We start from the raw sequence: 19,709 nt of genomic DNA, 5'->3' as shown, positions 1-19,709 counted from the left end.
CGGGTTGAGCAGCGTCGGCGTCTACAACCAGTTCACCAACCCCATGGGCTCGTGGTGGACGACGCTCCTGCAGATCGGCGCCCAGGCCGGCCTGGCGATGGTGACCTGGAATCTCCCCGGCTCTCAGGGCACGCAGGCGTCCATCGCGGCCGGGGCTGATGACGTCTACATCACCCAGTGCGCGCAGGACGCGTACAACTGGGGCTGGCCGATCTTCGTCAGGCCGCCATGGGAGATGAACGGCTGGTGGTACAACTGGTCTCCGTACAACAGCAACAACAACCCCAGGGCTGGATGCACCCCGTCTGACTACATCAACGCATGGCGGCGCTACCGCAGCATCTTCGCCAGCCTCGCCCCGAACACCTCGTTCGTCTGGTGCCCCCACCTGTGGATCCAGGGCAACCCCGCCGGCACCAGCCCGTACCTCCCTACCGACTTCTACCCGGGCGACGCCTACGTGGACTGGATCGGCATGGACGCCTACGGCGGCGCCGCCGACTGGACGTACATGCAGACCGGCAGCTACGGCATGAACTACTGGTCCAGCTTCGCCACTTCACACAACAAGCCGTTGATGCTCTGCGAGTGGGCCCTCAGTGACGGCGCGACCGGAGACTCGCCAACCTGGATGTCCAACCTCACTGGCTGGATGGACGCCAACCCGATCGCGAGAGCCGCCGTGTACTTCGAGTTCGACAACACCGGATCCTCCGGCCCCGGGCACAACTACCTACTCGAAGCCCTGCCGAACTCCGCCACCGTCTTCCGCAGTTGGCTCACCGCCACCCCGAGCCGGTTCATCACCTCAGTGCCACGCAGCGGCTGACGCGACGGGAGGATGCCATGACCCTCGCCCACCCTGTCCCACCGGACCGCCAATGCCACGGCATCCTCAGCGAGGACCACCCAACCAAGGCCGGCACCCGCTGCACCAAGCGCGTCGTCAACGGCGAGGACTACTGCTACAGCCACGGCCCCGACGGCGTTCCCCCCGACCACCGGCGCTGCGTTCACCCGTACTCGAAGAACCATCCGAAGTATCCGGGCGAACGATGCCGGCAGATCGTGATGAAGGGCCAGACGCTGTGCATCAGCCACGGCGGCAAGGCCCCGCAAAACCTCAAGGCCGCCGAACGGAGGGCCATCGAGGTGCGTGCCCGCAAGCTAGTCGAAACGTACGGCCGCAAGATCGAGACGACAGCAACGGAGGCACTCCTCGACGAGGTCCAGTGGACCGCCGGCCACGTCGCGTGGCTCCGTGAACGTGTCCAGGAGCTCGAAGAAGACGCCACCAACGGCACCCACACCAACCCGATCGTGTGGGGCACCGTCCGGCGTAAGACCGGCGGCGAAGACTGGGGCGAGACAGAAGAAGCCGTCCCCAACGTCTGGATCAAGCTGTACCAGCAGGAGCGTGCCCACCTCGTCCGCGTGTGCTCCGAAGCGATCCGCGCCGGCATCGAGGAACGCCGCGTCAAGCTCGCCGAAGAGCAGGGTTCGCTCGTCGCACAGGTCATCCGCTCCATCCTCAACGACCTGCAGCTCAATGCCGAGCAGCAGGCCCGCATCCCCGAGATCGTCCCCCGGCACCTGCGGTCCCTGACTCGCTGACCCGAGGAGGCGGCCCATGACCGCCCCCCCAGGTTGGGTTGAGTACGCCGCCCGGGACTTCGAGATCGTCAGGCCCCCCGCCTGGCGGATGATCGCCCGCCCCGAACAGCTCGCCCCCGAAGGGGAATGGCTCACCTGGGCCTATGTCGCGGGCCGCGGCGCCGGAAAAACCCGCTCGGCGTCCGAATGGGTCCACGAGAAGGCTATGCAGAACCCCGGCGTTCGGATCGCCCTCGTCGGCCGCACGCCAGCAGACGTACGAGACGTCATGATCGAAGGCGAGTCCGGGATCATCGCCGTCGCTCGCGACGACGCGCCCATCTACCAGTCCACCAAACGGCGCCTCACATGGGCCAACGGCTCCACGGCCCACGCCTACTCAGCCGAGGTACCCGCCCAGCTCCGTGGACCCCAGCACCACTACGCGTGGGCGGACGAGGCCGCGGCATGGACCGACGCTCCCAAGGGCGACGCGCTGGACACCGCGTGGAACAACCTCATGCTCGGGCTGCGTCTTGGCAGTTCGCCCCGATGTGTCGTCACCACCACCCCCAAGCCCAATGCGCTGACCCGGACCATCCTCGGTCGAGCGTCCAGCGTCGTCACCCGCGGCTCCACCTACGACAATCTCGGCAACCTCGCCCCGTCTTTCCGCGCCGAGGTGCTCGCCACCTACGAGGGCACCCGCATCGGCCGCCAGGAGCTCCTCGGCGAACTCCTCGACGATGTCGAAGGTGCCCTGTGGAACATCACACTTCTCGACGAATCCCGGGTGGACGCCCCACCGGACATGCGCCGTATCGTGGTCGCGATCGACCCGTCCGGCGGCTCAGGCCCCAACCACGACGAGCAGGGCATCGTCGTCGCTGGCATCGGTGTCGATGGCGGCATTTACGTCCTCGCCGACCGATCGTGCTCGCTGTCCCCGCACGGCTGGGCGTCCCGGGCCGTGGCCGCGTACCGCGAGTACTCTGCGGACCGCATCGTCGTGGAGAAGAACTACGGCGGTGACATGGTCGAATCGACGGTCCGTCAGGTTGATCCGAATGTCCCGGTGAAGGTGATCTCCGCGTCGAGGGGCAAGGCGCAGCGTGCCGAGCCGATCGCCGCACTGTACGAGCAGGGGCGGGTGCATCACGTCGGGGCGCTGCCGAAGCTCGAAGACCAGATGACGACATGGACACCGTTGGACGGAACGAGCCCGGACCGTCTTGACGCGCTGGTGTGGGCAGTGACCGAGCTGACAGACGCCTATCAGGCCCAGGCGTGGATCGAATACGCGCGCCGCAAGGCCGAAGCCGCCACGGCTGACGCCACGCCGGAGACACCGCCCGCCCCCGGCCCCGGTGAACTCGCCCTGGCCGGTCAGGGCCCCGAAGACCCGGTCGCCGCCCGCCAGGCTGCCCGGAACGCCGCCCACCGCTCCCAGTACAGATAGCCGCATAAGGGGGTCCTGGTGCCCGATCCCCGCCGCTTGGTCAAGACCTACGGAACGAACGTGCCCGCGGCAATGCGCGCCGCCGAGGCCGCTGCCCAGATGACGCCGGCGTCGCCGTTCAGCCCTGGCACACCGCTCGGCCCCTACGACGGCTTCTCACGTACCCCGCGTACTGAGAACTTCGTCACCAACTACAACGTCGCGACCCGCCCCCGCACGTACGAGCGGATCAGCTTCGATACGATCCGCGGCCTGGTCGAGTCCTACGACGTGGCCCAGATGGCGATCTGGCATCGCATCGACTCGATTCGCTCCCTCGACTGGTCGCTAGTCGCGCGCTCGGGGTACGGCGGCGACATTACCGACGCGATCCCCGTCGCCATGAAGGCGCTCGCCAAGCCGGACCGTCAGCAGCCGTTCGGCGCGTGGCTGGCCGCGTGGCTGTACGACATCCTCGCCTACGACGCTGGCGCCCTGTATCGGCTGCGCAACCGCGGCGGCCGCGCGATTGGCCTGCGCGTGGTGGATGGCACCACCATCGCCCCGCTGTTGGACTACTGGGGAAACCCTCCGGAGCCGCCCGCGCCGGCCTATGTGCAGTACGTGAACGGTCTGCCGTGGGATCAGCTCACCCGCAACGACCTGATCTACCAGCCGTTCCGGAAGCGTGCGAACAGCCCGTATGGGCTGGCGCCACTGGAGACGATCCTCCTCAACGCCAACACCGACCTCCGGTTTCAGGCCTACTTCCTGCAGAGGTTCACTGAGGGCAACATTCCGCAGGCGTTCGCCAGCGCCCCGGAGACATGGACCCCGGACCAGATCGAGGCATTCCAGACGTACTGGGACGCCTGGATGCTCGGCGACCAGGCCGCCAAAGCCCAGATCAAGTGGATGCCCGGTGGCGGCAAGATCGAGTGGTCCAACGAGAAGGACTTCCAGGACCACTTCTCGTTGTTCCTCATGAGGAAGACCTGCGCCGCTTTCCATGTCGTGCCGTCGGACATGGGCTTCACTGAGTCCGTCAACCGCAGCTCAGGGGAGTCGCAGGCCGACGTCCAGCACCGCATCGGCGACCTGCCGCTCCTGCGCCACATCCAGAACGTCCTGTCGGCTTTCCTGCAGGACGACCTGGGGCTGCCGTTGGACTTCGCGTTCGACCTCGGCGAGGAGCAGGCCGACCGCCTGGAACAAGCCCAAGCGGACAAGATCTACCTAGAGCTGGGCGTCATCGGGGCCAGTGACATCCGCGAGATGCGCTACGGCCTCCCCGAGCCGGACGGCCAGCCCGTCCCCCGTTTCGTGTTCACCACGCACGCCGGCCCAGTGCCGCTGTCGTCGCTGTACTCGGTCGCCGGAACAATCGACCCCGCCACGGCGGCGCCCGAGCCCGGCGCACCACTGCCGCACAGCGTGTTCAGCGGTGCAGAGGGAGTCACTCCCTCGCCGCCGATCAAGGGCGAGCCGCTCGCCGAGCAGCTCTACGGCCTCGACGCGATGCCCCTGGCACCGCCACCACAGCCCGTCACCCAGGCGCCAGCCGAGGTGACCAAGGACGGGGCCCCAACTGCGGGAATCACCGCAGGCACGGGCGTCACCTCCTACGACCTCATCGGCCGCCGCGACGACGAGGAAGACGAGGAGGATCGGGAGCAGCTCGTCAAGGCCGAGCTCACCGCGTTCCGCTCATTCCGGAAGGCCCGCCAGCGCCAAGGCCGCTGGAGGGACTTCGAGTTCCGCACCATCGACCCCGTGCGCGGCCGGCGCCTGAACCAGGCCGGCCGCCTCGCTGTCCGCAAGGCCGCGGGGGAAGTATCCGTCGCCGGGCTCGCAGTCCAAGCCGTAGATACCGGCCGCATCCTGATGCTGCAGCGCGCCCTCGACCCCGAGGACCCCGCCGCAGGCTGCTGGGAGTTCCCGGGCGGCCACTTGGAGCGCGAAGAGTCGCCACTGCAGGGCGCATGGCGCGAGTGGGCCGAGGAAGTCCACCTCATCCCCCCGCCCGGCCAGCAGACCGGCACGTGGGTCAGTCCGAACGGTGTCTACCAGGGCGTCGTGTGGCAGGTCCCGTCCGAGTCCTGCGTGCCGCTTGCCGACCGTGACCAGGTCACCAACCCGGATGACCCCGACGGCGACTGGGTCGAGGCGATCGCCTGGTGGAGCCCCGAGCAGCTCGCCGGGAACCCTGCCGTGCGCCCGGAACTTCTCGCCGATCTCGATCAGGTCCTTGCCGCGCTCGGCTGCGACACGGTCGAGAAGGCGAGTACGGGAAAAGGTGATGCCCCCAGCCAGGGGGCATCCGACGAGTGGCCCGGCTGGCGCCTCGACGAGCGCACCGCCGAGCACTGGGCGGCGCTGATTGCCGCGACGCTCGGCGACGTGCTCACCGTTTCTGCGGCCGAGCAACTGGCCGCGGCCTACCTTGCCGAGAACCCGCTGCCGGTCGGCGGGAACCAGGACAAGAAGCCGTTGACCGAGGCAGCCACTGCGTGGCTGGCCAGCCGCGTTCCGGACCTGGCAGCACCCCTTGTTCCGCTCCTGGCCGGGATGTGGACCGACGGCTATCTGATCGGGCTCACGTCCGCGAACGCCGCCACCGACGGCAGCCGCCCCCGACTCGGCGACTGGAAGCCCGGCGACACCGACGCCGCCCTGCAAACCATCGGCGACCTCGGCGGCAGCGAACGAATGGACGAACTCACAGCCACCGCTGACAAGTCCGCCCAGCAGATCGCCGTCACTCGCCGGCACGACCTCGCCCGCGAACTCGTCAACGGCGCCCTGGGCGGCGCCACAGCAACCGTCATCGCCGCCGCCATGCGCGGCAAGCTCGGCGACCTGCGACTCGCCACGGCGATCGCCATCACCGAAGTCACCCACAGCTCCAGCGCCGCGGCCCTCTTCGGCTACCAACTGCGGCTCATCACCGAAACCCGCTGGGCCATCGACCCGAGCAGCAAGGTCTGCCCCACCTGCGCAGGAAACGCCGCCGCCGGCCCGGTGCCGCTCGGCGCCCCGTTCCCAAGCGGCGACACCCACCCACCAGCCCACCCAAGGTGCCGCTGCGCCCCCGTCCCCGCATAGGAGGTACCGATGCCCGAGGAAGCCAGGTTCGTTCTGGGCTTGGCGTATCAGGCGGGCCCGGACCCGCGGATCGCCAAGGGCGCCGATGGTGGACGCGACTTCTTCACCCCGGAGGAGCTGGAGAAGGCCTGCTGGTCGTTCTTGCCAGGCGGCGCCGAGGTCGGGCTGTTCCACGCCGATGGCACTCTCGGCCACATGCAGGTCACCGAGTCGTACATCTATCGCGGCCCGGCATGGGAGCAGCCCGACGGGACCGTGATCAAGGCCGGGGATTGGCTCCTGGGTGGGATCTGCGACGACATCGCCTGGCAGTTGGTCAAGTCCGGGAAGGTCACCGGGTTCAGTCCGCAGGGCATGGCGCGGCGCATTCGACCGAGGAGTGAGACATGACGGACGTACTCGGCGATGACACCGAGTTTTCGGAGCTCGTGGACGCCAACGTGCCGAGGGTTGACCTCGTCGGCCGGCCCGCCAACGGTTCGGCGGGGTTCCTGCTGATGAAGCAGGACGCGCAGGCCGGGCTGATGCCACCCGATGCGATTCGCGACCTGATCGGGAAGACCACCGCGCCGGCCGACGACAAGGTGACGATGACCGGCAGCCCCGCCGCGATCGCGAAACTCATCCACCAGGCCGCAGTCCGGCAAGCCGCCGACCCGGTCGCGAAGGCGAAGTACGACGCCGACGACCTCAAGCGCATGGCCGCCAACGGCGAAGCCATGACGGACGAGAGCTACCCCATCGCCGACCGAGCCGACCTCGACCATGCGATCCGCGCCGTCGGCCGCGGTGGGGCCGATCACGACGCGATCAGGCGGCACGTGATGACCCGCGCGAAGGCCCTCGGCGCCAAGTCCGAGATCCCGGACAACTGGAACGCCGACGGGTCCCTGAAGGGCGACGTCGCGAAGGAGATGGACATGGACGACGACGACCTCGACCCGATGACGGCCCTCGCAGAGGCCGACGGCGACATGCCCGGCATGCCGACCGACCCCGGCTCCCCGGCATGGGAGGCCATCGACGCGGCCACCGCCCGCAAGTGGACGTCGATCCTCGCCCGAGCCAAGGCCGCGATCGACATGCTCGCCGAGCGGGAACTCATGGAAGCCGCGGCCGGCGACGACGGCGACATGGACAACGCCTTCGACCTGCAGGACGCCTGCTGCGCCATCGACTACGCCATCTCCGTACTGGCGCCGTTCGCCGTCGCCGAGCAGGCCGAAGCCGACTGCTGCGACGACATGCAGATGGTCGGCAAGGCACTCGCCGCCTTCGACCCCGAGCCCCTGGACACCATCGAGGCCCTCGGCCACATCACCAAGGCCGGACGCGTCCTCAGCACGTCCAACGAGGCTGCGATCCGTGGCGCCGTCGAGTCCCTGCAGAAGGTCCTCGCATCGCTGCCCGCCGCACCCACCGCAGAGGAGAGCGGCCGGCCGGTCGCCAAGACCGCCAACGAGGAGCCCGACATGCCGCAGCCCACGCCGTCCGCCGACGAGACCGCCGACTCCGGCCAGGAGCCCGCCATGGGCACCAAGCCTGCCGACCCAAAGCCCGTCGCCGGCCTGCCCGTGACCGACATGGCGAAGGCCGACGGCGAGAAGACCCCCATGGTCGTCGTCTACGACCAGAAGGGCCGCCTGATCGGCATCGTTGACCCTGGCGACGTGACTCCTGTTGCCAACGCCGAGGCGGACGCCGACGACATGTTCGACACCGCCGACGCTGGCGACAGTGCCGCCGGCGACGCCACCCCCGACACTTCCGACCTCACCCCGGCACCCGCCGCAGAGGTCGGCACCCCCGCCGACGCCGCCCCCAACGACGCCGACGTCACCAAGCAGACCGACAACGACACCCTCTCGGACATGTTCAAGAGCAGCCTCCTGGCTGCGGTCGAGGGCGCCTTCACCGAGCACAGCGCCAACCAGAACACTGTCCTCGCCAAGCAGGGCGAGGCCGTACTGGAACTGGCGGGGCTCATCGAGACGCTGAAGGGCCGCATCGGGGCGCTGGAGGAGCAGCCCGCCGAACCGAAGGTGTTCACCAACGGAGCCCAGCCCCCGCGCGACCTGCGCGGCATGGACCGAGGCGCAGCCGCCCACGTCGATGTGGCCAAGGCCCGGGAGCAGAAGGACCGTCTCTACAGGGCGGCCGACGCGACCGAGCAGAACCGCATCGCCAAGGACATGCAGGCCAGCGCCATCGATGTGCTCGCGGCGATCCACCAGCAGCGGCGCGCATAGCGCCCACCCCCGACAGACAACTTCCAGCCCTCGGAGACGCCAAGCGCCCGGGGGCTTTCGCATGCCCAGGAGGCACCCCTTGAGCCCCATGCAGGACATGACCGAGGAGACTCTCGGCGCCATCGTGAAGGCGCAGACGAGTGGCATCCTCGAATCCACCGGGATCTACAGCTACGACCTCTCCGAGCTCGTCAGCCTGATTCCCGTCGTCACGCCGTTCCGTGACATCGTCGCCCGCAAGCAGAGCCCAGACGGCAATCCCTACGCGGTGTGGCGCGCGATCATGAACCTCACCAACTCGCAGCCGGACCCGTCCATGGGCTTCGACTACGCGGCGAACGAGGTCCAGTTCCTGGAGCAGGACTTCCAGGCCAGGTACAAGCCGCTCGGTTACGCCGGCCTCGTCACGCAGGACGCCTACGACCTCGCCAAGGGCTACGGCGACCCGTATGCCATCGCCACGTTCCAGACCCTCAACCAGCTGCTGATCGGCGAGGACCGCAAGCTGATGGGCGCACAGAGCTTCGCGCTCGCTGCCCCGGCCGCGCCGGTCGTCACCCAGCACGCCAGCGGCGGCACCATCGGCGCCGTCTCCCTGTACATCGGCGTCGCTGCCCGCACGGGCTCCGGCTACTACTACGGCTCCGGCAACAGCCAGGGAACCAGCAGCCTCGTCTCCACGTTCGGATCCGGGTCGGCGAACTCCGTCACCGCGACGGTGACCGCTGTGCGCGGCGCTGTCGCGTACGACTGGTTCTACTCGGCGAACGGATCCACCTGGTACTACTACACGACCACGACCACCAACACCGTCACGGTCACCAAGACCATCAGCTCCAACCAGGCGCTGCCGACGGGCAACGCCGTCCCGGACCTGTCCACGACGTGGAAGGGCACCGCGAACGCGGTCCCGACCATCAACACCTCGGCGGACAACGGCAGCGCCAACGCGAACGACTACGACGGGTTCCTCGCGTCCCTCGCGGGCGACTACAACGGCTCCGGTCAGTGGGGAACCCCCGGCACCGGCACCGCCAACCCGTCGATCTTCAACAGCCTCGACGGTGCGGCGCTGACCCTGACCGGCGGCACCGTCAACGAGATCGAGAACGACATCTTCCTCCCCCTGTGGAATCAGGTGAAGTGCAGCCCGACCGCGCTGATGATGAACGCGCAGCAGGCCCAGGAGATCGCGAACCTCGTCCTCGGCAGTTCCTCCGCGACGACCTACCTGCAGACCGACGCATCCGGCCGTATCTCGACCACCGCCGGTGGCCGGGTCGGCGAGATCGTCAACGCGCCGGCCGGCGGCATCACGGTGCCTATCGAGGTACACGTCTCCCTGCCGCCCGGCACGATCGTGGCGCGAACGGACAGGGTTCCGTTCCCGCAGGCCAACATCTCCAGCGTGCTGGAGTGCCGCACCCTGCGCGACACCGCCCAGTTCGACTACTCCGCCGCCCGCGTCGCGGGCACCGCCGGTGGCGGCCCCCGCAAGGAGTTCGAAATCAGGACGGTCTCCGCCCTGGTGAACCGTGCACCCGTGGCCATGGCAGTTCTGGCCAACTGCGCCTGATCTGACCTGCGGCCTTCTCGTCAGGTCCCCTAGTTAATCGCGCCCCTGTCGCGGTCCCTACGGGGAGTGAATCCCCCATAGGGGCCGCGCTGGGCACCAACCACCCTCACCCCTCAGAGGAGCCAGGCATGCGCCTGTACACGCGCACGGGCGCGACCGCGCTCACCGACCCCGCAACCGGCATCCACTACGAGGCCGATGCCGAAGGCGGCTTCGACTTCCCCGACGACCTGTCCGACCAGCAGCACCGATTCGCCGTCCGTGGCCGGCCGATGTGGGAGACCGACATCGAGCGTCAGCAGCGGCTCATCAGTGAGGAGCTGGAGCGTCGCAAGGACCCGGCGACGCTCCTCGACGCCGTGCAGCAGATCCTGACCGCGGCCAAGGCCACCCAGACGGTCTCGGCTCCACCGCCGGCCGATACGCCGCCGGCGGCGCAGCCCCGGAGGCGCGCAGCGGCCAAGGCCGACTGACCCACCGCCATCGCTGATCCGAACCGCGCGGCGCGCCGCGCCAGTTCCTCGGAGGTACCCCATGCCCACCACGCTCGTGACCGGCGGTAACAACGGCCCGCTCGCTGCCGAGACGGCCGGATACGCATTGCAGGGTCCGCTGACGCTCACCAACCAGAGCACTTCCCCGGCGGCCTCGGCGGCAGGTGCCGTGGCCTACTCGACCGGCGGCGTCCTGACCTACATCAACCCGCAGGGGCTGGTGAACACGATCGTCGGATCGCAAGGCGGCCAGACCGCCGTCGGATCCGCGATCACCGGCACCACCGCGGAGACGATGCTGCAGTCGATGAGCCTTCCGGCGAACGACGCGATCGCCGGCGCCGTGTACAAGATGGTCGGCTGGGGCGTCTTCTCCTCGACCGGGTCGCCGGGGAATACGGTCTTCACGTCGCGTCTGGGCGGGGTGGCGGGTACGTCGCTGGCGGCTACGGCGAACATCGTGCTGGGTACGTCGCTGACGGCCGCGCAGTGGCGGCACGAGACGCTGCTGAACTTCCTGTCACCAACGTCGGTGGTGTGCATGACGGAGCTGGTGATCAACTCCGCTGTGGCCGGAGCCGGATCCGCGTACCTCGCGGCGTCCGCGTCGGCGGTGACCGTGTCGCTGGCCTCGACGAAGGCGTGGGTGCTGGACGTGACGCCGGGAGCATCGGGTAACTCGATTCAGCTGCTGGGCGGTTGGACCGAGCGAGTCGCCTGAGCCGTCTGCCTACGAGCCGAGCAGTCGGGCCTTCGCAGCAGTGAACTCCTCGTCAGTGAGGGCGCCTTGCTGGTGCAGGTCGGCGAGCCGGCCGATCTCCTGGAACACGTTCGTGCCCACAGCCGTGGGTCCTTGAGTGAGGGCCTGTTCGATGGCGTTCTTCACCTGCTCGAACTCCACCTGCTGGCCGTACCCGAAGGGGATCGCGTTGGGGTCCTTGAGGATGTCGGTCTTGACGACCTGACCCTGCCGGTAGCGGCGTTCGGGACTGCCTGCAATGAGCAGCCGCAGGTGGCCCGCGCCGAACCAGCGTCCTGCGGCTTTCCATTGGATCGCGGAGATCTGCGCGACCGGGATGGTGCGGGTACCTGCGTCCACCCCGAAGGCGCTGCGGTGGCGGGTGATGGTCACAACACGGCCGTCGAATGTGATGCCGGCGGTGCGGTTGTTTGCTGCGTGCATGGCGTCCCCTCGGTTTGCCGTGTGTCGCATCGTAGGGCCCGTTCCCCAAGCCGGCTCGGGCAGTTACCGGACAGTGACGTGCGGAGGTGGTTGCTGTGGCGATTGGTACTCCGTACGTCACGCCGGCGATGCTGGTGAACGCCCCGACTGGTGTGAGCTGGGAGATCATCCCCGACGTGGGGGCCGACAGCCTGGAACAGCTCGCAGAGCTCACGAACATCGCCTGGCGTGCCACGTCGATCGTGGACACGTACTGCAACCAGGTGCTGCGGTCCACCGTGGACAACGAGCAGTTGACCGGCCCGGGAGCGCCACGGGTAGGCCATCAGCCGGGCACCGACAACGGTCTGCTGGTCATGCGGCGGTGGCCGGTCACCCAGGTGCTGGCGATCCAGACGTCCAACAACCGGTCATGGCCGCGTTCCTGGACGCCGGTGCCAGCCGGCGACTACGAGGTCGAGCATCCGCTGATCAACCTGTACACAGACGCGGCCTCGGCGACGGGCCCAGATGGTGGGGCGTCGATCGTGGTGGCGCGCGGCTACATTCCGCGCCTGTCGTGTGGCAGGAACAGCACGCGCGTGCTGGTCAGCTACACCAACGGCTGGCCGCACACATCTCTGACGCAGGCAGCCGCGGCGGGCTCGACAGTCCTGCACGTGGACGACGTGACCGGCTTCACTGGGGTGTCGGCGTTCGCGTACGACGGCGCGGAGACCGAGACGGTGTCGGTTTTGTCGGTGGCCGCGACGACCCCGCTGGCGCTGCCGAACGGCGTCGGGACGGCACAGACCGGCCCAGGCACGGTCACCCTGTCGTCTCCGCTGGCAAACCCGCACGGGGTCGGCGTGATGGTGTCGGCACTACCGGCGAACGTCATCTGGGCCGCGGCCCTGGCGGCGGCGGCGCAAGCGCTTGAGGCGGGGTTCACGACGATCTCCGTGCAGAACCTGCCGGGGGCCATCGATTCGGGTGGCCACGGTGTTGCGGACGTACAGACCGCGTACGAGTGGCTGCTGGAACCGTTCGTGAGGAGATTCTGATGGCGGCGAAACGTAAGGCGACGACGACTGGGGCGGCGAAGCGTGCCGCTGCCGCGCGCAAGAAGGCCGCCGTGAAGGACCGGCATGTCGGCCGCCGTGGCAGTACCCGGATCCGCGTGGTGAACGCCCCGACCGCCTGGTAGCCCCCTCTTCTCGTTGGCCGACCCCTCCCGTCGAAGCAGTGAGGAGGGGCCGCCGTGCCGTTGACAAACGTGCAACTCTACGTGCAGAGCATCCTGGACGGCCTGGTCGTGCCGGGCGACTCGAAGCCGCTGAGAGCGTTCGTGACGCCCCCGAACTTCGACAAGCTGGACGGTCCACGGGCGTACGTATGGGGCGGCCGGCTACGCGGCAGGCGGCAGACGGCACCCCGCGGGCCGGCATTCAAGCGCCTGGACTGGATTATCGACGTCTACGTGTCGTATCTGACCACGCCGGACGCCGCGCAGGTAGATCAACAGTTCCCGCGGATCGTGGACGCGATCATGGCGGCGACCTGGCAGGTCGAGATGCCGCTGTTCATCGACCCGGCGGGCAACCGGGCACCGAATGACGCGCTCGGCGCCACCCAGATCATCAGCATCGGCGAGGACTTCGAGCTGGAGTACCCGCCGGAGCGCCATCCGGCCACAAATCGGATGCTCTACTACACCTGCCGCCTGGGCCTGGACGTGTACGAGGCGGTGCAGGGATGAGCATCCGCGTGACCGTCAGCGGCGCAACCAGGCGCCCCTTCCAGAGTTTCGACTGGGCTGAGGTATCGCGGACATGGTCCGCCTCTGTCGGCCCGGTCGTTCAGGAAGCGCTCAAGCGCTCCGCACCGATCGCCCCCGCCGGCGGTGGCCGCCTGCGCAACTCGATCCGGTACCAGCAGCGTTCGGGTGACGGGTCCGTCCAACTGGAGTACAGCACGGACGCTCCGTACGCCCGATTCGTGCTGGACGGCACCCGCCCGCATCAGATCCGGCCGCGCCACGCCCGAACGCTGCGGTTCGAGCAGAGCGGCCAGACGCGTTTCGCCCGCGTGGTCAACCACCCGGGCACGCGAGCGAATCCATTCCCCGAGCGCGCCATCCGACCACTGATGCCGCTCATCCAGCAGCGGTTCACGCAGATCGTCTCCACCACCATGAGGGGCTAGTCGTGCTACTCCGCTACACCGGTCCGACGCCGGTCACGTTCACGTCCATCGGCCTGGAGGCCTACCCGGGCGACGAGTTCGAGGTACCCGACGAGACCGCGGCGGCGTTCACGGTCCGCGCCGACATCGAAACCGTGGCAGTCGAACCCGCGTCCCGTAATCGCCGTCCGGCAAAGGACCAGCCAGTCACCGCCACTGCCGCTGACTCCGTTGGAGACAGCGCCACTTCCGCCGGCCCGACGCCGGACCCGACCGCGTCCCTGTAGGAGGGCCTGGCCATGGCATACCCGACGATCATTGAGCGTCCTGGCTCTCTTAGCGCCACCGGCCTCGCCAAGGAGGCGACGTTCGGCGTCCCCGTGGCCGCCACGACGTTCCTGCCGATGACTGACAACACCACGGAGGAAGACCCCGGTTGGTTCTCGCCGACGCTCATGCAGAACCTGCGGGACAGGCAGGTCTACAACCTGCAGGGTGAGGCCAAGTACGCCGGATCCCTGACCGGCCCGGTCTTCCCGAGCAACGCGATGGCACTCATGGTGGCGAGCATCGGCGCTGACGGCTTGGCAGGCGCCGGGGTGACCGGCACAACGGGCACCGGCTCGACGACGCTGGGTGCGCTGATCACGGCGGCGACCAACACGTTCACACTGGCCTCGCCGACCGGGTTCAGCGTCGGCCAGGTCATCCAGGTGGACGTGAACGGCACCGGGCCGACCACTACCTCCGAGTGCCGCAAGATCCTGACTCTGGTGGGCTCCAGCGGCACGGTGGACTCGAACTGGACGTACGGGCACGCCAGCGGCGCTGCGGTGAAGGGTGTCGTGGCGCCGTACACGCACACGATCCAGCAGGCCAACACGCTGCCGTCGCTGACGGTCGAGAAGAACATGGGCGGCTACCAGTCGCTGCAGTTCGCCGGCGCGCGGGTCAACAAGTTCGACTTGAAGGCGCCCGTGGGTAACACGGCGGTCGAGATGACGGCGGACCTGATGGCCCAGTCCGTGGCGATCCTCGACTCGCCGACGACGGTCACCGTTGCCAACGAGCTGCCGTTCGTCTTCTCCGAGGCCAGCCTGAGCTTCTACGGCGGGGCCCGCGCCGACGTGTCCAACGTCGGGATCACGTTGGAGAACGGGATCAAGGAGACCTACACCTACTCCGGGAGCCACGGGCCGTCGTTCCTGACCCCAGTCTCGTTTCATGTCTCCGGCGCGATCGACGTCGTCTGGAGCTCCCTCGACGACGCCACCTACGGCGACTTCAACCGGGCCCACAACCAGACCCTCGGCGCCCTGACGTTCACGCTCGCACATCCGGCCAGCGCGGGCACGATCACGATCAGCCTGCCGCAGATCGCCGTCGCCAAGTTCGGCGCGACAGTCAAGTTCGAGGACGTCGTCATGTCTGCGCTCACCTTCGAAGCGTCCCGGCCGCTGACCGGAGCCTCGCAGTACACGCTGCAGGCGACCGTCGCCAACACGGTGTACACCGCGTACTGACCACAGCAGCACCCCGTCCGCCCCGACGCCATGCCGGCTCGGGGCTTTCGCATTCCCACCCTCAAAGGAATCACCATCATGGGTTTTCTGTCCGCCTACTCCGGTGTGCGCCGCGTCGAGATCGGCCCGCGCGAGCCGGACGGAACGTACTGGGTTGACCTGCGCGAGCACCTCTCCCAGGGCGCCAAGGAGAAGGGCGACCGCGCCCTTCAGAGCATGCAGGTCGTCAACGGCAAGGCTCAGGTCACCCCGGACGTCGTGGAGTTCCGGCAGCAACTGGTCCTCGCCAGCGTCGCCGGCTGGAACTTGGACGACGACAACGGCACGGTCTGGCCGATCAACATGCAGTCCGTCAAGCGGCTCCCCGCCGCAGTGTTCGACGAACTGTGGACGGTTGTGGACGAGACGAACTCGCCGCCGAGCACCGAGGAGCGGCGCCGATTTCCTGCTGGAGGCGTCGGCGGCGATCCGAATGGGGACGGCGGGGCCGGCGAGTCTCTCGACGTTCTGGATCCGGCAGCAGTTCTGGCAGCGCCTGGGGATGACCAGGGCTGATATCGAGGCGCTGCCCGCCCGTGAGCTTGAGGACTACCTGCTGTACATCCAGCTGATCACCCGCCAGGAGCAGGAACAGCAGAGGCGGGGGGCGGGCGATGGGCGCTGAGGCATTCACGTTCCTGGCCGTGATCGAGGCCCAGGACAAGATCTCGCGGATTCTGGAGCAGATCGACGGCTCCTTCGACCAGTTCAGTACAGCGGCTGACCGCGCCGCAGAGGCCGCCTCCGTGGCTGGCGAGCGGATCGACACGTCCCTGCTGCAGACGGCCTCCGGCGCGGATGCGCTGGAGCTGGCCGAAGCACGTACCGCGACCGCGCAGGAGAAGCTGACGGCCGCGACGGCTCGCCAGGCCGAGGCGGAGCAGGCGCTCCTTGAAGCCCGCGCGGCCGCCGCCTCCGAGGACGAACTTGCCTCGGCAGCGGCGGCGTTGGCGGCGGCGCAGGACAAGGCCACCGCATCGACGACGGAGTTGAAGGCCGCGCAGGATGCGCTGGGTGCGGCAACGAAGGCGAAGTTGTCGGAGGAGGAGATTGCCACCGCGGCGGACGCGGTCACGGCAGCGCAGGATCGTGCGACGAAGGCAACGGCCGAGCTGACCGCGGCCCGCGAGCAGCAGGCGGCCCTGGTGACGCCGACGGACGTGGCCGCAGCGGCGGATGCGGTCACGGCGTCGGAGAAGAACGCCACGAAGGCCACGACGGAGCTGTCGGCCGCGCAGGACCGCCAGGCCGCTGTCGGGAAGGCGCAAGCTGCGGCGGCCGGCGAGACGGCTGCCGCGGCGGACGGCGCGGCAGCCGCACAGACCCGACTGGGTACGTCGTCCGAGGAGGCGGCGGCATCGGGTGGTGTCGCTTCGAAGGCCATGGGTGTTGCCTCGCTGGCGATCGCCGCGATCGGCTACGAGTCAGTGAAGGCCGCCGGGAACTTCGAGTCGATGACGGAGCATCTGGTCACGGATGCCGGGGAGTCGCAGCAGAACATTGGCATGATCCGCGCTGGAATGTTGCAGCTGGCCGCCGCAACCGGTACAACGACGGATCAGATGGCCGCCGGCATGTACCACATCGAGTCGGCCGGCTACCACGGCCAGCAGGCACTCGATGTCCTCAAGACCGCGGCGGAGGGTGCGAAGGTCGGCGGTGCCGACCTGGACACGATCGGTCAGGCCCTCACCGGCACCATGAACGCGTTCGGGCCGTCGGCCGGTACCGCGACACAGATGATGAACGCGATGATCGCCACCGTCGGTGCGGGCGACATGAAAATGGAGGACTTCGGGTCTTCGCTCGGGAACGTTGCGGCGATCGGGGCAAGCGCCGGCCTGTCGTTCGCTCAGGTCGCGGGCGGCGTCGCAACGATGACCGCGCAGAACGTGACGGCGCAGCGAGCCACCCAGGACCTGGCGCACACCATCGGGTCGCTGTCGAACCCGAACAAGACGCAGATCAACGAGATGGCCGCGATGGGGATCAACTCCAACGACCTGGCGTCGAAGCTCGGTTCGCGGGGCCTCACGGGAACATTCGACGTCCTGGTGCAGGCGATCGCCGCGCACACGCAGGGCGGCCAGGTGTTCGTCCAGGCACTCGACAAGTCGAAGGTCGCGGCCCAGCAGGCCTCCCAGGCCTTGGGTCAGATGTCGCCGCCCATGCAGAAGATGGCCGAGTCGTGGGCCGCCGGGACGACCAGTACGAAGGACTTCGACAAGGCCATCCAGGCACTGCCGCCGGCCCAGCAGACCTTGTACACGCAGTTCGAGTCGCTGACGAAGAAATCTGGGTCGTTCACGGATGCGTTGAATGCGAGCAACCCGGCGGCTCAGACGTTCAATGCCGCACTGGCGAAGATGGCCGGCGGCACTACCGGCCTGAACACGATTTTGATGCTGAGCGGGCAGCATGCGAGCACGTTCCAGCAGAACGTTCAGACCATCTCTGATGCGGCGCATAAGAGTGGTTCGGCGGTGGACAACTGGGCTGCGATCCAGTCCACTTTCAATCAGAAGATCGACGTGGCGAAGGCTTCCGTCGAGGCCGCCGGGATCTCGATTGGCACGGTTTTGCTACCGGTCGTCTCGAAGGTCGCCGGTGTGATCGCCAACGTTGTCGGGCCGATGGCGTCGTGGATCGCCTCGAATCAGAAGCTGATCGGTCTGATCGTGGCCATTGTCGGCCCTGCTATGGCCGTGGTCGGTGTCATCAAGACGATTTCAATGGTCACGAAGCTGTGGGCTGCCGCACAACTCGTTCTCGACGGGGCAATGGATGCCAACCCGATCGGACTCCTGATCATTGGCCTGGCCGCCCTCGCCGGAGGCCTCTACTACGCGTGGACACACTTCAAGACGTTCCGCGAGATCGTCATGGCGGTCTTCGAAGCAGTGAAGATCGCAGGAGTTGCCGTATGGCACGCGCTGGAGACCGCCTGGCACGGTCTGACGGTCGCAGCGGAGGCCGTGTGGCATGCGCTGGAGGCCGCCTGGAATGGGATCTCCGAAGCAGTCGTGGCCGTTGGGCATGCCATTGAGGACGCCTGGCATGCCGTCACCGGATTCGTTTCACGGGAGTGGGACCGGCTGGTCGGCGTAGCGCGGACCGTCGCTGTGGCGCTGGCGGCCGCCTGGCATGCCGTTGTGGGGGCTGCCGAGACCGTATGGCACGCACTGGAAGACGCGTGGAACGCCGTGGCGAGCGTCACGAGTTCGGTGTGGAACGGAATCATTGACTTCTTCAAGAAGTGGTGGCCCCTGTTGGTTCTCTTTTTTGCGCCTCAAGTAGCCGCGATCATGTCGATCTGGAACCACTTCCACAACGATATCCTTGATACGGCGCGGACCGTGTGGACGGCAGTCTCCGACTTCTTCAAGGGCATCTGGGGAGTTATCAAGACAGCAGCCGGAGATGTGTGGGCCGGCATCAAGGCAGTCATCATCACGCCGCTTGAGGATCTCTGGCATGCGATCGAGTCCCTGTGGACCATGGTGTCCGGATGGCTCAGTGCGACCTGGAGCGGGATCGCTGCATTCGCAGAGGAAAACTGGCAGGCCCTCAAAATACTCGCCGAAGACGCCTGGGGCGCCATCAAGGCGTACATCATCGCCCCGATCGAGGCCGCCTGGCACGAGCTGGTGTCGATCTGGAATTCCGTCTCAGGCTGGCTGTCCGGTGTCTGGAACTCGATCGCCAGCACCGCCGCATCCGTGTGGAACGGCATCAGCAGCACGATCGGGGGCGCCCTGGACGATGCCTGGCATGCAGTGACGGCCGCCGTTTCCAGCATCGGATCGACCCTGTGGGACGGCCTGATGGGTGTCTGGCATTCGGTTGAGGACATCGGCTCCTGGTTCGTATCGATCGGCGAGGACATCATCAACGGGATCATCTCGGGGGTGGAGTCCGCCGGGTCGGCACTGTTCGGCTCGGTGCAGAACATCGCCAACGGGGCACTGAAAGCCGCGAAAAGCTTCCTGGGCATCTCCTCACCGTCCAAGGCGTTCGCCTCGCAGGTAGGCCAGTGGATCCCGGCCGGCATCGCGCAGGGCGTCGCCGACAACGCCGGTGTCGCGCACTCCGCAGTGCAGAAGCTGGCCGCCGGGCTGCCCGGGCTGGCAGGGGGTACTCCTGTGGCGCTTTCCGGTGCACCCGCGGCTGGTGGCGGACTGTCGTATGCGGCCGCCGCGGGCGGGGCCGCTGGTGGGGTGAGCATCACCGTGGATCTGCGCGGTGCGTCAGTGATGGGCAACGGGGCTGCCGATCAGTTGGCAACCGTGATCGGCAAGAAGATCACTGCTCAGCTGGCCGCAGCCGGCCACCACATTCGGGGGTGA

19 protein-coding genes are annotated in these 19,709 nt (G+C 67.9%); 18 read left to right on the top strand and 1 reads right to left on the bottom strand.

The annotated features are described in order from the left end of the window. The first annotated feature begins 4 nt into the window (after window positions 1-4). The 9 genes from AC060L_RS24295 to AC060L_RS24255 all read left to right on the top strand — a co-directional run bounded on the left by AC060L_RS24295 (window position 5) and on the right by AC060L_RS24255 (window position 11,176). Window positions 5-829, top strand: a complete 825-nt coding sequence (locus AC060L_RS24295) for a glycoside hydrolase family 26 protein (RefSeq protein WP_483801008.1) — start codon at window positions 5-7, stop codon at window positions 827-829. 17 nt (window positions 830-846) lie between these two features. Then, entirely contained in the window at window positions 847-1,614 is a 768-nt protein-coding gene (locus tag AC060L_RS24290) for a hypothetical protein (protein ID WP_483801007.1), read from the top strand. A 16-nt stretch (window positions 1,615-1,630) separates the two neighbouring features. Beyond that, window positions 1,631-3,052 (top strand): DNA-packaging protein, encoded by a 1,422-nt coding sequence (locus tag AC060L_RS24285; protein ID WP_483801006.1) that lies wholly within the window; start codon window positions 1,631-1,633, stop codon window positions 3,050-3,052. An 18-nt stretch (window positions 3,053-3,070) separates the two neighbouring features. Further along, window positions 3,071-6,136 carry a phage portal protein gene (locus AC060L_RS24280; RefSeq protein WP_483801005.1) on the top strand — a complete coding sequence of 1,022 codons (3,066 nt, stop codon included), beginning with the start codon at window positions 3,071-3,073 and terminating at the stop codon, window positions 6,134-6,136. Between the two features lie 9 nt (window positions 6,137-6,145). Next, a complete protein-coding gene (locus tag AC060L_RS24275; protein ID WP_483801004.1) occupies window positions 6,146-6,526 on the top strand; it encodes an XkdF-like putative serine protease domain-containing protein in 381 nt (126 codons plus the stop codon). Next, window positions 6,523-8,385 (top strand): hypothetical protein, encoded by a 1,863-nt coding sequence (locus tag AC060L_RS24270; protein WP_483801003.1) that lies wholly within the window; start codon window positions 6,523-6,525, stop codon window positions 8,383-8,385. The genes AC060L_RS24275 and AC060L_RS24270 overlap by 4 nt, the downstream gene beginning before the upstream one ends. A gap of 79 nt (window positions 8,386-8,464) precedes the next feature. Beyond that, the gene (locus tag AC060L_RS24265) at window positions 8,465-9,961 is read left to right on the top strand and encodes a hypothetical protein (RefSeq protein ID WP_483801002.1); all 1,497 of its coding nucleotides are present in this window, start codon (window positions 8,465-8,467) and stop codon (window positions 9,959-9,961) included. A 128-nt stretch (window positions 9,962-10,089) separates the two neighbouring features. Continuing rightward, entirely contained in the window at window positions 10,090-10,434 is a 345-nt protein-coding gene (locus AC060L_RS24260) for a hypothetical protein (protein WP_483801001.1), read from the top strand. Window positions 10,435-10,495: 61 nt separating this feature from the next. Beyond that, window positions 10,496-11,176 carry a hypothetical protein gene (locus AC060L_RS24255; RefSeq protein WP_483801000.1) on the top strand — a complete coding sequence of 227 codons (681 nt, stop codon included), beginning with the start codon at window positions 10,496-10,498 and terminating at the stop codon, window positions 11,174-11,176. Between the two features lie 9 nt (window positions 11,177-11,185). Here the strand turns inward: AC060L_RS24255 and AC060L_RS24250 are convergent, their stop codons facing one another. Continuing rightward, window positions 11,186-11,638 (bottom strand): DUF4429 domain-containing protein, encoded by a 453-nt coding sequence (locus AC060L_RS24250; RefSeq protein ID WP_483800999.1) that lies wholly within the window; start codon window positions 11,636-11,638, stop codon window positions 11,186-11,188. Between the two features lie 95 nt (window positions 11,639-11,733). Here AC060L_RS24250 and AC060L_RS24245 point away from each other — a divergent pair, with 95 nt between their 5' ends. The 9 genes from AC060L_RS24245 (at window position 11,734) to AC060L_RS24205 (ending at window position 19,709) form a co-directional block, all read left to right on the top strand. Next, entirely contained in the window at window positions 11,734-12,681 is a 948-nt protein-coding gene (locus AC060L_RS24245; protein ID WP_483800998.1) for a hypothetical protein, read from the top strand. Continuing rightward, window positions 12,681-12,824: a hypothetical protein gene (locus AC060L_RS24240; RefSeq protein WP_483800997.1), complete on the top strand. Its 144-nt coding sequence runs from the start codon at window positions 12,681-12,683 to the stop codon at window positions 12,822-12,824. The genes AC060L_RS24245 and AC060L_RS24240 overlap by 1 nt, the downstream gene beginning before the upstream one ends. Before the next feature lie 60 nt (window positions 12,825-12,884). Beyond that, window positions 12,885-13,376: a hypothetical protein gene (locus AC060L_RS24235; protein ID WP_483800996.1), complete on the top strand. Its 492-nt coding sequence runs from the start codon at window positions 12,885-12,887 to the stop codon at window positions 13,374-13,376. Further along, window positions 13,373-13,822 (top strand): HK97 gp10 family phage protein, encoded by a 450-nt coding sequence (locus AC060L_RS24230; protein WP_483800995.1) that lies wholly within the window; start codon window positions 13,373-13,375, stop codon window positions 13,820-13,822. The genes AC060L_RS24235 and AC060L_RS24230 overlap by 4 nt, the downstream gene beginning before the upstream one ends. 2 nt (window positions 13,823-13,824) lie before the next feature. Then, on the top strand, window positions 13,825-14,088 hold the full coding sequence (locus tag AC060L_RS24225; protein WP_483800994.1) for a hypothetical protein: 264 nt from the start codon (window positions 13,825-13,827) through the stop codon (window positions 14,086-14,088). Window positions 14,089-14,100: 12 nt separating this feature from the next. Next, window positions 14,101-15,324, top strand: coding sequence for a phage tail tube protein (locus tag AC060L_RS24220; RefSeq protein WP_483800993.1), 1,224 nt, complete (start codon window positions 14,101-14,103; stop codon window positions 15,322-15,324). 78 nt (window positions 15,325-15,402) lie between these two features. Continuing rightward, on the top strand, window positions 15,403-15,879 hold the full coding sequence (locus AC060L_RS24215; protein WP_483800992.1) for a hypothetical protein: 477 nt from the start codon (window positions 15,403-15,405) through the stop codon (window positions 15,877-15,879). Continuing rightward, window positions 15,866-15,988 carry a hypothetical protein gene (locus AC060L_RS24210; protein ID WP_483800991.1) on the top strand — a complete coding sequence of 41 codons (123 nt, stop codon included), beginning with the start codon at window positions 15,866-15,868 and terminating at the stop codon, window positions 15,986-15,988. Before AC060L_RS24215 ends, AC060L_RS24210 begins: the two co-directional genes overlap by 14 nt. Beyond that, a complete protein-coding gene (locus tag AC060L_RS24205; RefSeq protein WP_483800990.1) occupies window positions 15,978-19,709 on the top strand; it encodes a phage tail tape measure protein in 3,732 nt (1,243 codons plus the stop codon). The genes AC060L_RS24210 and AC060L_RS24205 overlap by 11 nt, the downstream gene beginning before the upstream one ends.

It is taken from the genome of Kitasatospora sp. NEAU-69 (genome assembly GCF_057158765.1).
Note: the sequence above shows the minus strand (reverse complement) of the source record. Positions and strands in the feature narration are given on the sequence as shown.